The 12,792-nt window shown below is 51.1% G+C and carries 11 protein-coding genes, 1 tRNA gene and 1 pseudogene; 7 read left to right on the top strand and 6 right to left on the bottom strand.

Annotation, left to right across the window (positions count from 1 at the left end; all coding sequences use genetic code 11):
- The 3 genes and pseudogenes from B2V21_RS04200 to B2V21_RS04190 form a co-directional block, all read right to left on the bottom strand.
- Window positions 1-490: pseudogene (locus B2V21_RS04200) on the bottom strand (sigma-54-dependent Fis family transcriptional regulator); the annotation flags it as partial.
- 106 nt (window positions 491-596) lie between these two features.
- Window positions 597-1,724 (bottom strand): NAD(P)-dependent alcohol dehydrogenase, encoded by a 1,128-nt coding sequence (locus B2V21_RS04195; protein ID WP_088433793.1) that lies wholly within the window; start codon window positions 1,722-1,724, stop codon window positions 597-599.
- A gap of 13 nt (window positions 1,725-1,737) precedes the next feature.
- On the bottom strand, window positions 1,738-3,204 hold the full coding sequence (locus B2V21_RS04190) for an aldehyde dehydrogenase family protein (RefSeq protein WP_286916104.1): 1,467 nt from the start codon (window positions 3,202-3,204) through the stop codon (window positions 1,738-1,740).
- A 309-nt stretch (window positions 3,205-3,513) separates the two neighbouring features.
- Here B2V21_RS04190 and B2V21_RS04185 point away from each other — a divergent pair.
- From B2V21_RS04185 to B2V21_RS04175, 3 genes are all read left to right on the top strand, one after another.
- A tRNA-Arg gene (locus tag B2V21_RS04185) sits at window positions 3,514-3,590 on the top strand.
- Window positions 3,591-3,694: 104 nt separating this feature from the next.
- Window positions 3,695-4,777 carry a site-specific integrase gene (locus B2V21_RS04180; RefSeq protein WP_286916103.1) on the top strand — a complete coding sequence of 361 codons (1,083 nt, stop codon included), beginning with the start codon at window positions 3,695-3,697 and terminating at the stop codon, window positions 4,775-4,777.
- A 288-nt stretch (window positions 4,778-5,065) separates the two neighbouring features.
- Window positions 5,066-5,884: a RusA family crossover junction endodeoxyribonuclease gene (locus B2V21_RS04175; RefSeq protein WP_286916102.1), complete on the top strand. Its 819-nt coding sequence runs from the start codon at window positions 5,066-5,068 to the stop codon at window positions 5,882-5,884.
- A 239-nt stretch (window positions 5,885-6,123) separates the two neighbouring features.
- Here the strand turns inward: B2V21_RS04175 and B2V21_RS04170 are convergent, their stop codons facing one another.
- The 3 genes from B2V21_RS04170 to B2V21_RS04160 form a co-directional block, all read right to left on the bottom strand.
- Entirely contained in the window at window positions 6,124-7,086 is a 963-nt protein-coding gene (locus B2V21_RS04170) for a hypothetical protein (RefSeq protein ID WP_286916101.1), read from the bottom strand.
- Window positions 7,087-7,218: 132 nt separating this feature from the next.
- Window positions 7,219-8,157, bottom strand: a complete 939-nt coding sequence (locus tag B2V21_RS04165; RefSeq protein WP_286916100.1) for a hypothetical protein — start codon at window positions 8,155-8,157, stop codon at window positions 7,219-7,221.
- A 339-nt stretch (window positions 8,158-8,496) separates the two neighbouring features.
- Window positions 8,497-9,069: a hypothetical protein gene (locus B2V21_RS04160; protein ID WP_286916098.1), complete on the bottom strand. Its 573-nt coding sequence runs from the start codon at window positions 9,067-9,069 to the stop codon at window positions 8,497-8,499.
- 109 nt (window positions 9,070-9,178) lie between these two features.
- Here B2V21_RS04160 and B2V21_RS04155 point away from each other — a divergent pair, with 109 nt between their 5' ends.
- The 4 genes from B2V21_RS04155 to B2V21_RS04140 all read left to right on the top strand — a co-directional run bounded on the left by B2V21_RS04155 (window position 9,179) and on the right by B2V21_RS04140 (window position 12,591).
- The gene (locus B2V21_RS04155) at window positions 9,179-9,478 is read left to right on the top strand and encodes a helix-turn-helix transcriptional regulator (protein ID WP_122688000.1); all 300 of its coding nucleotides are present in this window, start codon (window positions 9,179-9,181) and stop codon (window positions 9,476-9,478) included.
- A complete protein-coding gene (locus B2V21_RS04150; protein ID WP_286916097.1) occupies window positions 9,475-9,654 on the top strand; it encodes a hypothetical protein in 180 nt (59 codons plus the stop codon). The genes B2V21_RS04155 and B2V21_RS04150 overlap by 4 nt, the downstream gene beginning before the upstream one ends.
- Window positions 9,655-9,937: 283 nt before the next feature.
- A complete protein-coding gene (locus B2V21_RS04145) occupies window positions 9,938-11,962 on the top strand; it encodes a DEAD/DEAH box helicase (protein WP_286916096.1) in 2,025 nt (674 codons plus the stop codon).
- Window positions 11,962-12,591 (top strand): hypothetical protein, encoded by a 630-nt coding sequence (locus B2V21_RS04140; RefSeq protein ID WP_286916095.1) that lies wholly within the window; start codon window positions 11,962-11,964, stop codon window positions 12,589-12,591. The genes B2V21_RS04145 and B2V21_RS04140 overlap by 1 nt, the downstream gene beginning before the upstream one ends.
- The last annotated feature ends 201 nt before the right edge of the window (window positions 12,592-12,792 follow it).

The following is a 12,792-nucleotide window of genomic DNA, read 5'->3' as shown; positions in this document are numbered from 1 at the left end:
GGCAGAACACCGAGGCGAAGCGGTCCAGGTAGTGTTCGTTGCCACGCACCAGGGCCGGTGCGTCTTCAGCCAGGCTGCAGGCCGGGGCGGTGGTGCCGATGTCGATCTCGCGCAGGCGGCGACCGATCTGGATCGGGCGCAGCACCGGGACGTCGGCCAGGCCATGTTCGCGCTGGGCCACGACCAGGCCGTCGGCGTTGACGCAGAACAGGGTCCATTGGCGGCCACCGAAGGCGGCCCAGAGATGGTCCATATCCTCGCGTACACAGCGCGCGAGGCGGCGGTCGGCGGGATCGTCGAGGCGGGCAGCGGCCGGGGCAAGCGGGGCGTAGTACGGCTCCTGCCGCGGCTGTACGCCAGCCTGGCGCGAGCGCTCCCACGAGCGCTGCACCGGCGGGCTGACCACGCTGTCCATCAGCGCGCCGCCCTCGGCGAAGCGCTGACGGGCGGCGGCCAATACCTGCTGCTGTTCCAGAACCATCGCGGCCATCGGTCGATCTCCACCTCGGACCGACAGCCTACTCCCGCAAAGCTGACTGATATGTCGTCGCAGGCACGCATGCCTGCGACGGACCGTTTCACCCGCNNCCGCCGATTCACCCGCCGATGGTCAGGATCGGCTTGAGCGTGACGCCGCGGGTGCTGTCCTCGGCGGCCTGGTTGATCTGGTCCAGTGGGTAGAACTTGACCAGTCGGTCGAACGGGAAGCGGCCCTGCTGGTACAGCTGCACCAGCTGCGGGATGAACACCTTGGGCACGCTGTCACCTTCGACGATGCCGCGGATGCTGCGGCCGCCGAGCAGCAGGTTGTTGACGTCGAACTCGGCCTTGGTGCCCAGCTTCGGGGCGCCGACCACGCCGATCACGCCCCGCCCGCCAAGCGCCTCGATGCCCTGCGCCAGCACCTCCGGACGACCGGTGGATTCCAGCGCGAAGTTGGCACCGCCGCCGGTGATCCCGCGCACCGCTTCCACCACATCGACCTCGCGGCTGTTGATCACATGGGTGGCGCCCAGTTCCCTGGCCAGTTCCAGGCGCGAGGGCACCACATCGATGGCGATGATGGTGGTCGCACCGGCCACGCGGGCGGCCATCACCGCGCTCAGGCCGACCGCGCCGGCACCGAAGCTGGCGAAGCTGCTGCCGGCGGTGACCTTGAGCGAATTGATCACCGCACCGGCGCCGGTCTGGATGCCGCAGCCAAGCGGGCCAAGCAGTTCGATCGGCGCATCGTCAGGCACCTTGATCGCGTTGTTTTCGCGGCTCAGTGCGTAGGTGGCGAACGAAGACTGGGCGAAGAAGTGATCGTGCAGCGGGTTGCCGTCCGGATCCTGGATCGCGGTGGAGCCGTCCAGCGCACCGCCGCCGAAGTTCAGGCCGAAGAAGTCCTTGCAGTACGCGCCGTGGCCGCCGCTGCAGGGATTGCAGTGGCCGCAGGCGCCGTAGGTCAGCACGACATGGTCACCGACCTTGAGGTCTTTCACGCCCGGGCCGAGCGCTTCGACGATGCCCGCGCCTTCGTGGCCGAGCACCGCCGGCAGCGGCACGGGATAGTACTGGTCACGCACGATCAGGTCGGTATGGCACAGGCCGGTGGCGACCACGCGGACCAGCACTTCATCGTCCTGCGGCCCACGGATGCGCGCCTTCTCGATCGTGAAGGGCTGTTCTTTTTCGCGCACCACGGCCACGGTGATGTCGCGCAGTTCTGCTGTTGCGGTCATGAGGGTCTCCTGATCAGATCGGGTAAGCGGGCGCTTCGCCCTTGACGGTCATCCACTGCCACTGGGTGAACTCGTCGATGTTGGACGGGCCACCGATGCTGGTGCCGTTGCCCGACGCGCCCACGCCACCGAACGGATTGATCACCTCATCGTTCACCGTCTGGTCGTTGATGTGCAGCAGGCCGGTGCGCAGGCGCTCGCCGAGCTTCAGCGCGCGGCCGACATTGCTCGACACGATCGCCATCGACAGGCCGTACTCGCTGTCGTTGGCCAGTTCCACCGCTTCATCATCGGTATCGAACGGTACGACCACCGCGACCGGCGCGAAGATCTCTTCATGGAAGGCCGGGTTGTCACGGCTCACGTCACTGAGCACGGTCGGTTCGAAGAACAGGTCCTTGTAGCCGCCACCGGTCGCGAGCGTGGCCCCGGCGGCCTGCGCCTCGGCAACGATGCGCGCGGCGTGGTCGCGCTGCTGGGCATTGATCAGTGGCCCGATCGCCACCTCGCCATCGGCCGGATTGCCGACCTTGAGCGACCTGGCCTTGGCCACCAGTTTTTCAAGGAAGCGCGCATGGATGCTGCGCTGGACCAGCACGCGGCCGGTGGCCATGCAGATCTGGCCCTGGTGCAGGTAGACGCCCCAGGCCGTGTTGGCGATGGCCAGATCCATGTCGGCATCATCGAGCACGATCAGCGAGTTCTTCCCGCCCAGTTCCAGCGACACCTTCTTGATGTCCTTGGCGCATTCGGCCATCAACTGGCGACCGATTTCGGTGGAGCCGGTAAAGCTCAGCTTGCGCACGATCGGGTTGCTGGTCAGCTCGCTGCCAATGTCGCCGGCGCTGCCGGTCACGACACTGAACACACCCTTAGGAATACCCGCGCGCTCGGCCAGTTCAGCCAGCGCCAGCGCCGAGAACGGCGTCTGCGAGGCAGGCTTGAGCACCATGGTGCAACCGGCAGCCAGCGCGGGACCCGCCTTGCGGGTAATCATCGCGGCGGGGAAGTTCCACGGTGTGATGGCCGCAGTCACGCCGATCGGCTGCTTGATCACGATCAGGCGCTTGTCTGGCTGGTGACCGGGAATGGTGTCGCCGTAGACGCGCTTGGCCTCTTCGGCAAACCACTCGATGAAAGACGCGGCGTAGGTGATCTCACCCTTGGCCTCGGCCAATGGCTTGCCCTGCTCCAGGGTCATGAGACGCGCGAGGTCATCCTGGTTTTCGATCATCAGTTCGAACCAGCGGCGCAGCTTGTTCGAGCGCTCCTTGGCGGTCAATGCACGCCAGGCCGGCAGTGCCTTGTCGGCAGCCTCGATGGCGCGGCGCGTTTCAGCGGCGCCCATTTTCGGCACGGTGCCGAGGATTTCGTTGGTAGCAGGGTTGCTGACCTTGATGGCCTGCCCACTGTCGGCGCCCAGCCACGCACCATCTATATAGGCTTGCTGGCGGAACAACGAGGTGTCTTTGAGCTGCATGTCGGCTTCCTTAACGGCGCCGTACGTGACGGCACGAATGGAGGGATGAGAAGTCGCCCGGGCTGAGGTGGAAATAGCGCATGGATGGACTCATGCGTTTCAGCGACCAGACAAGAGCGTTTGAAATCTCAAACGAATCCTAGGATCTATGGGGTGAAAGGACAATAGCCGTTCGAAAAAAAGAACGACAGGCCCCGTAAACAAGGGCTTGCCCAGCCTGTGCACCTGTCACCGTAGCAGATTACAAACGATGGGCCGGTTATCGCAATGGACGACCACCCCCGACATGGGTATCATGGCGCCCGCGTTGCACCAGTAGCTCAGCTGGATAGAGTACTGCCCTCCGAAGGCAGGGGTCGTGGGTTCGAATCCCGCCTGGTGCACCATCTTCTATCCCTTGTATTTCAAGGGGTTAGCTCCACTGTCAGAACCCTGTCCTAGTCCTGAAGGTCGTTTTGCCACAAATTTGCCACACTCAAGTGTGGCGGGAATGGTCGAAATGGCAACAATCAGGAATCGCAGCGAGTATCAGTGGGAAGCGCAAATTCGTCGTAAGGGCTATCCAGCCCAGCGAAAAACCTTCGAAACCAAATCCGATGCCCAAGCCTGGGCACGCATGATCGAAAGCGAAATCGACCGGGGCATCTTCGTCTCTCGGGTTGAGGCTGAACGCACCGCCTTTCATCAACTCATTGATCGCTATATCTCCGAGATCGCGCCGAAGCACAAAGGCGCGTACTCGGAAATCAAACGCCTGGAAGCGCTCAAGCGTCATCCGCTGGCGACACGCATCGTTGCCACCCTCACCTCTTCAGATTTTGCCCGCTACCGTGACGAGCGCCTGAAGATCCGGAAAGGGGTTACGGTGAAACGTGAGCTGGCTTTGTTTCAGTGCGTGATCGAGGTCGCTCGCCGCGAATGGGGAATTCACCTTGCGGAAAATCCAGTCAGGATGGTCAGCCGTCCCAGCTACAACGACGAGCGCTCGCGACGGCTTGACCCAATTGAAGAGCAATACATGCTCGGTGCCCTAGAACTACGTGAGCGCCGTGCTGATGGGACCTACGCCGATGCATCACACAATCCCTGGATACGGCCCATCGTCCAGTTGGCGATTGAGACCGCCATGCGCCGTGGCGAGATTTTCGAGCTGCGCTGGAAGCATGTGAACCTGGATCGTAGAACCGCGCACCTGCCCGCAACCAAGAACGGCCTGCCCAGAACTGTTCCGCTTTCGCCTAAGGCCAACCAGCTGTTGAAGGACTTGCCGCGCTCGCTGTGCGGGCGAGTCTTCCCCACCACTGCAGATGCCCACAAGAAGGCATTTGTGAGAGGTCTGGAGCGTGCGAGGCTGAAATACTTGGGAGATTGCGACGTAGCGCAGATCAGGCCGCAGGAAGACTTCCTGATCAAGCTGCGCTTTCACGACCTGCGGCATGAAGCGACATGTCGGCTTGCGACCAAACTGCCGAATTTGATCGAGCTTGCGAGCGTGACGGGGCATCGGGAGGTAAACATGCTTAAGCGGTACTACAACATTACTGCGGACGAGCTGGCCGCGAAGCTAGCTTGATCGACCCACACCAGTCCGTGCGGTAATCGCACAGACGGAGCATCATTGCGCACCACTGGGTCAGTCGAGGTCAGCACACCAGGTGTTTTTGACTGGCAGAAGTCGGCAAAAAGCGGAACTCCACCCCTCCAGTTTGTGAGTCCATTGCAGATATCGGAACCCAGTGGATAACATGGGTGAAAGCTAGCTTAGTGACACACTCTTCTCTGCTCGAATGCATCTCCACTTTGTGCAAGGGAACGCTAGAAGACCATTTCCACAGCACAGCCCCAATGGAATATATGCGCCATGCTTCACATCTCCGTCAAAACATCTAATTGCGACCAAAACAATCAATACCTCATCGAAGAAATGGCAACGGCTTCGGTCAGCTTGGAGCTTCACTTTGATGAAATTGTGAGCACTCAATCTCGCTCGGAACGAAAGCAAGAACTCACTCTAGCGATTCAGCGTGAACTCTCGCAGTTCAAGTGGCTAATCTCCGGTAGCGTGCAGATCGAGTTTGCTTGGTACCTCCACAGCATCCAACGCCAAGAGACGGACAAGGTGGGTGATATTGACAACATCACAAAGCCAATTCTTGACGCACTGACTGGACCAGATGGGATACTCATAGACGATTCTCAAATCGGGTCGGTGCACACTTTCTGGATGTCTCGCAACGAACAGCTTTCCTACAGCGTCCTGAGGCTAAGTATTCAGTTCTCTAATGACGATTGCCTAGACAAACACAACCTCGTTTTCATCCAATATTGGAACGCGATGTGTGTCGCTCTGAATGTTGACTTCGCAGACCAAAAGTCCATTTTTGGTGCGCTCTTCGTGGTTCGAGCACGCAAGATGTACCGCAGCATGGCGAGCTGGTTCCGAGAAACTGGCGCTAACGCCGACCGATTCCTAATCCAGTCGACATGGGAATTCCATCGGACACGTATCGGTGGCTTTCCTAGGGAATGCGTTCTGTCTATGGCGCAGTTTAACCAGAGGGCGCTAAACGCCGGATTGGACTGGGGCGCTCTTCGCAAATTACGGCAGGCACTCGGACGCCTTCCATCTCTACGAGCGCCGGCGCACCGCAATGTGAGGCGTATTCCTACAGATGAATAGCCTGAAGGGCAGATGTCCTGACATCCGTCCCGCAGTGGAAATAAAAGTGATTTTTCAGAAAAGCAGTCGCTAGGGGGAAGACTCATCGCTGAGGATCTACTCCACTCCATTGCGATCATTCAACCCTGCGACACGACCGGCTGATTAGGGTCGCTAGCGGACTTTCGCAGAAGCCCGCATTCGACCGCTAACTCATTCAATTGTTGCACAAGCTTCTCGCTGGACCGAACAGTAAACATTCAAGTATCGGACCTCAATTCCTTTTCCAACTGCTCTACGAACTTTAAGCACTCGCTAACAACTGTCTCGACCGACTCAACTGTTAGATCATGAAAGTCACCAGCTTTCGTTTTACCAGCTCGATGAACCAGATCGTGCCGAATTAATACACTTTTAAAAACTTCTGTGAAAACAGGAAAATCAACCCCAAATGTATCCCGGTACATACCGCTTACTTTTGGCAAGTTGTGGTACAGGACGCTTTTCATTGACTCAATTGCTTTTGCCTCTATCCCTTCATGCACCTTGAACAACTCTGCAATAAAGAATTTTTCTTGGCCGTATTCATTGAAGTTTTCAACGAAGGCCCGTAGATTCCCCTTATTACCTTGAACAAGCGATATAAACCGATCGCACAGATATGTCTCCAAAGATGTAATCACATTTGCATAAAGCATGTACGCCATTTGCTTTTGCAGACTTTTACCATCATCCAGCTTGATGCCATTGAGCTCAATGACATTTTGCATACTGCTTGTAAATGTCATATAGACATCATGCTCTGACAATACTTTACCACCAGAGAACCTGTCTCCAATAACTTCTAGTATGCGTTGCTCTATGAGCGAAGGTCGGTTTAATTGCAATACCGATATCGTTACCTCTCCTTGTTCCGTTACGCCTTCCAAGTATCCGTTTTCATTTTGCTTTATGTGCTTAGAAAAATCATCATGCAACGGATTTAGTAGTAAAGGTCGTCCGTCATCGGCAACAGGAAAACTCGCGCCTTTAATCATATTGCATGCTCGACACGCAATAAGCATATTGCCTTTATCAAGAGCCAGGTGCGGGTAGGTGGATTTGGGATAGAAGTGTTCGATATCCGCCATTAACGGATCGTAAAGTTTGACTCCGCAATAAGCACACTGATGCTTGAATTTTTCTAAAATCTCAGGCTTTAACGCTTTAAAATTACGACTCATTCTATTATGCCTCTGGAGAGCGGACGTTAGCTGATCTATTTTTGAGAAATTGTCTGACAATCTTAAAAGCCGCGCAGAAGATGCATTAATGCAGCACAGCGCAATAAAGATCCGAGAATCACCCACATGACTCTAAAGCTCTACATTGTTTATAAAATTGTCCACATAATAAATTTTAGTTCTTACTTGGAAGGCACGGTAGATAATCTTGGCTTTCGCAACTGATTTTTTGTCCCCGCAAATAAAATATGAGCACTTTGACGCTATATAGACATGCAGCGCATCAGTAAGCATGTTGTTCAGATTGTTTTTCTTTTCAATTTTCTCTTTAAAAACGGGGAAAAAATCAAGAATCCCATAGGCGATTGTGAATTTATCCTCTTCACTGATCGTATCTATTGAACGACCGTCAACATTAAGAAAAGATTGAAAGATAGAGATAAAATTCCGTTCAATCTCCTCTGGAGGCGAAAGCAAGTAACTATATATAGGCCATTCTCTTATTTCTTCAGCCGCCGGCTGGTTCAATCTGACGATTTCTATGAGCGAGCTTCTAAAATCTCTTTGGAGCTTGTGATCTGCGAGGCCATTATCCTGAAGGTGATGTACGAAGCTTTCCAGTAATTCGGGAGACATTACTCCGTGGAACCGGTCTAAGAAAGGAACCAGAACATTTCCACCGGAAAGTTTGGCCATATCAACTTCATAGGACAGAAAATCGAATTTTAAATTTTTCAGTTCTGGTGTGTTTTTTTGATCCGCTGACATTGCCTCATATACTAAGCCGGGAGGTATTTTATCCACGCAAAATCCTGAGCCGTTTTTATGCGGCCCTATACACCAGCCCTCCGTAATTATTGCCAATTGCTCAAGGTCTTTCTTGATGTAGCTTGCATTAGAACACCTCAACAAATCACTAATGTGAGCATGAGAATATGGCGTCAAGTAACCCTTATTCCTCCCTGCGCTCAAATTTTCTACAAGACGGGAGCTTTTTCTGTCTTGAATGATGTCTTGGAAAATGTTCCAGTCCAAGTATATTGATTTTATACTGCCTGTATTGGTAGTCAATCAGAACTTCCTTGTAAAATTTGTTTTTTATTTAGTATGAGGCGGGGTCAATGAAATCGATAGACATATTCCATTGAGCTTGTTGTTCTGATAGAACCATAATCAATTTTTTCTGTAAGCCTAGCATTTTTATGTTTTACCTTATTTTCGGCGGGAGCCCGTCAATTTAGATGTCAAAAGTTGATAATCATACCCATAAGCATAGCTATGTGCCATCACTATCCACCTCTGGCCGAATCGTGCAGTTGCTGACCGGCAGCTTTGGGTCGAACTCAGTCGGTCAATGACATTCATTATTCTGGTCAAGTCGAATACGAATGGACGTTCACATCCGCGCAATTACGCATCAAGAGACAGGGCAAGCTCTCTAGTATCTGAGTCGGTTCGCAATCGAGTAGCCGCAGCCTGATCGCGCTCGTGCTGCCTGAGCTGATAAACCTCATAGAAGCTCGTGACAATCTGCTCCTTGGTCAAATCAGGGAGCGTCGTCCGACGCTTGAGGGTGTTCACTATTTTCCGTGCGCAAAGCTGAGCAGCTTCTCGCTCATACGACCGGAAAGCCAGATCGCGAAAAGCCCATATGCTGATCCAGCCGCTTGATAAAGCCCATAGCATCAAGCGCTGATAGGTCGACCAAGCCATACGTATTTGACCGCTCAAATACCGTCGGAGAATCCGGCCGTCCGCGTCTTTGAATCCGTAAATCCCTAGCTCTGTCAGCAACCGCTCAAGGGCAACCCGCGACATCCCTGACTTGCGCAAAATGGCTGAGAACAGATACTCAAGCAGACCCACGGGGACGCGGACAACAAAGTTTCTCCGGCCCGTTTCCTCATGATGTTTCAGTTCACGAAAAACAAGCTGGAAGGCTTCATCCGGGTCGACATCTGCATCGGGAATGTGTGGCTGCATGGAGCCATTCTTTGGCTAAATCGCGCATCTGTCAAAAAGGTGTCCTAGTGAGTCCGCAGTCGCATGGCGAAAGCTGGAGGCATTCCATAGCAGCCGAGCGATAGTCACGATGAGCATCGATTACGAAACTATTCAAAAAATTCAGAAGCTAGCAGATGACGTACTGATCGGCGTTGCCGAGGTAGCTGCATTGACAGGCTTCAGCGCTCTGACCGTGCGTCAGCGCAAATTGCCGGGGCTTGAGCCCGTTCCCGGCCTGTCACGCTTGCGATGGCGGCTAGGTGATCTCAGACAGTGGATGCGTACCGGAGCAATCACATCGGCTCCTCTCCTCAAGCAAGCCTCGACCGAAGGCCCACATAAAGTCGGGCGCCCTACCAAGAAGTCTCAGGTGGAGGCTCGGAAATGAGTGAGCTGGAATTATCGGTTGATGCCGCCACCGGGCAGGAACCACAGGATCAATTGAAATCCAACACCTATACGGTTCAACTGCGTGACCTTTGCCCTGCCCTACAGACAAATCTTGTCATCTCCATCAAGGCCTATGAACAAGCTCTCAATAGGGAGTCCAAATTCGAAAAATAGCTGAGCTCACAACTTGGCGTAATAAATCTCCAGTAATCGAAATAGCACTTTCAACTATTAAATTGGAATATTCGCACTTTCATTATCAACAGCAACAAAAATAGCAAAAAATCCCATATTAAAAATCGCTACAAGCTTTAAGAGCTCACCACATATAAGAAACTCAACATAATAGTCAAATAGCAATGTAACGCAACATTATCTCATCACATTCTGTTGACGAAAGTCCCGCCAAGTGCTAAAAGATTTTTCTAGCATCCATGGACTGAGCAGGAATATTCTAATGTCGAGCAGCTTCTTTTACATGAGCATTGAGGAGGACGACAACAATCACGCAATTGTTGAGTCTGCTAGAAGATATGCCGAAGAAAAACTTGAGCAAGTGTATATAGTAAACAAACCATTAGGCGACAACAAATACTCATATGAGTTTAGTGCCGGCTTCGTCTTGCTGGTCCCAAAACACAAAATGCTCTTTATTAGTTTTGGAGCAGACGAAGAAGCATTTGAAGAGTTTCAAGAGGACTTCCTCGAGGACTTAAGTGCTGTAGCAGATAAATATCGTTATAAAAGCATTATTGGACGCCCGCGAACCTGGAGCGATCTATACAGTAACGTAACTGTTGATCTTGAAAACTTTAACCTATCTGAAATATTAGACAATAATATTATTCCAAGTGATGATAGACAGAAAAAGTGTGAACTTTTAATATCTTTGATTACCGGCAGCATCAACGACATTGACAGAGTCAAGGAAAAGGTTCCAGACAACCTACTTGATAAAGTCAAGCAAAAAATATTATTATTTGACGGTGAACAAACACGTTTTGTGTACCAGAAAAATATTAAGCCGGTAGTCAGAATTCAAGGTTTATCTGGCACAGGAAAAACCGAGCTTTTACTTCACAAACTAAAAGAAATATACACTGCATCAGAAAGCACAAGAATATTTTTTACATGCCACAATAAAATACTTGCTGACAGCCTAAAAAAACGAATTCCCGACTTTTTCAACTTCATGAAGGTCGAACAACAGATTGAATGGTCTGAGCGACTATGGTGTGACAATGCTTGGGGCTCTGGTGGAGATTACAACTCAGGGGCATACCGATATATTTGTCATTTTTACGGACTGACATTTCATCGCTACAGTCCTTCAATGTCATTTGATAGTGCATGCAAGAAGGCGCTAGAAGAGCTGGCTGCCCAAGGAGAACAAACTAAAGCTGCACTGGACTACATGCTAATCGATGAGAGCCAAGACTTCCCTGAGTCGTTCTTTGAACTATGCCAAAAGGTCACTAACAACACTGTCTACATCGCTGGTGATATTTTTCAGAATATTTTCTCAGAGGTAGCAGGCGATATAAAGCCTGACTTCCTGCTAAGCAAATGTTACAGAACTGATCCGCGCACACTAATGTTCGCACACTCATTAGGCATGGGTCTTTTTGAAAAAGAGAAGCTACAGTGGCTAGCAGATGAAGAATGGCAGTCTTGTGGATATATTGTTGAAAAAGACCGAACCAATACACTGTATAGACTATCGAGAGAACCACTCAGGCGATTCGAGGATGTGGATAGCAATGAATTTACCAGTACCGAGGTCTTACTGACAGGAGGCGATGACGCAAAAGACGGCTCCGACACGGCCTGCACAATCATAAATATAATCTCCGAGATCAAAAAAGCCAACCCAACAGCAACAGTGGAAGATATTGGGGTAATTTTCCTTAATGCTAATAAACGTAGTTTTCGACTAGCGGATATTTTAGAGCAATCAATTCCCGGAATTCTATCGTGGAAGGTTAACAAGGCTTACGAATCTAAGCGCAAAATCAAAGATACCCTATTCGTCAGTAATCGGAATCACGTTAAAGGCCTAGAGTTTCCATTTGTCATATGCGTTGCAGAAACAATCTCTAGAAGCCACAGCCTACGCAATGCTTTGTATATGATGCTTACTCGCTCATTTATAAAGACTTATCTACTAATACCTAAAGAACCAAACCAAATAATCTACCAGCAGCTAACCGCAGGACTCGAAGGAATAAACAGCTCTGATGCTATTGAAGTTGTTGCACCATCAGCTGTAGAAATAGAAAAAATCAGAACAAAAATTAATTTCACGAGCCGCACAGTTTCATACTACGAATTTTTAAATGAAATATTTAATGAGCTTAATGTACTACCAATATTTCGTGGCGACTTGACTGAAACTGTACGATATACGTTAGGCGATAGCTTTGACCGAGACGAAGTCGTAGAAGTCGTAGAATTCAATTATCGAAAAATGGCGGGACGATAATGAAGCGATTTGCATTTACTATCGCGCCTTGGAATTCCGAGCTAGTATTCAACCCTATCAGAGCAAGAAAAGATGTTATTACTTTGCTTATGAAGGTTATAAAGTTAATGGATGTCGGGCCAGCATTGACAGGGCAGCCTGGTGAAGAATACTTTGAACTTGTGATTTCTCAAACTAGCAGGTTATTTTTCTACTCTGAAGACAAACACTTTTCAATCGGCTTTCCATTCAATGCCACACTAGAAAATGATCAGCTTGTATTTAAATCTCTGGCAGGCGTAATAATTGATAGCCAAATGACATCTGACATACTAGGTGTTATGTCCAGCGAAGAGATATTTTTCTATGACGACATTATCGACTTCGCAGCGCCTGTGTCAGACTACTTCCTTCACAACAGAGGAGGATGGGCTGTATTAAGAGATCTTCTAATGACCGAAGATGGATACATTAGATATGATCATGACCCAGTTCACGCTAGGGGAGACATACATCCTTTACACCACTTAGATGTTTTCTATGGCGCTAGACAGACATTTAAAATAGGCTTAGCAAAAAAAATCGACCGGGCCCATTTGCACGATGCTCTTGACTCACAGACTCCTTGCCATTATTTAAATCCGAAGTAGGTAAAGTGAAAATTTGAGTGGGCAAATTTATAATGAATTTCGTTATTCGCCCCATTCAACAACGTGATAGCCCGATCTTGATGCGAGTAGAGATGAATTCGAAGCTATGAATGAGATATAGGAGAACTCCGAAGACTTAATCCAGTCTCTGTACGTGCCACAAATTTGCCACACTCGCCCCGCTAACCAAGGCGAAAACCC

The organism is Pseudomonas sp. UBA6276 (assembly GCF_002438365.1).
Lineage (GTDB): Bacteria > Pseudomonadota > Gammaproteobacteria > Pseudomonadales > Pseudomonadaceae > Aquipseudomonas > Aquipseudomonas coleopterorum.
This window is presented reverse-complemented; position numbering and strand designations above follow the sequence as displayed.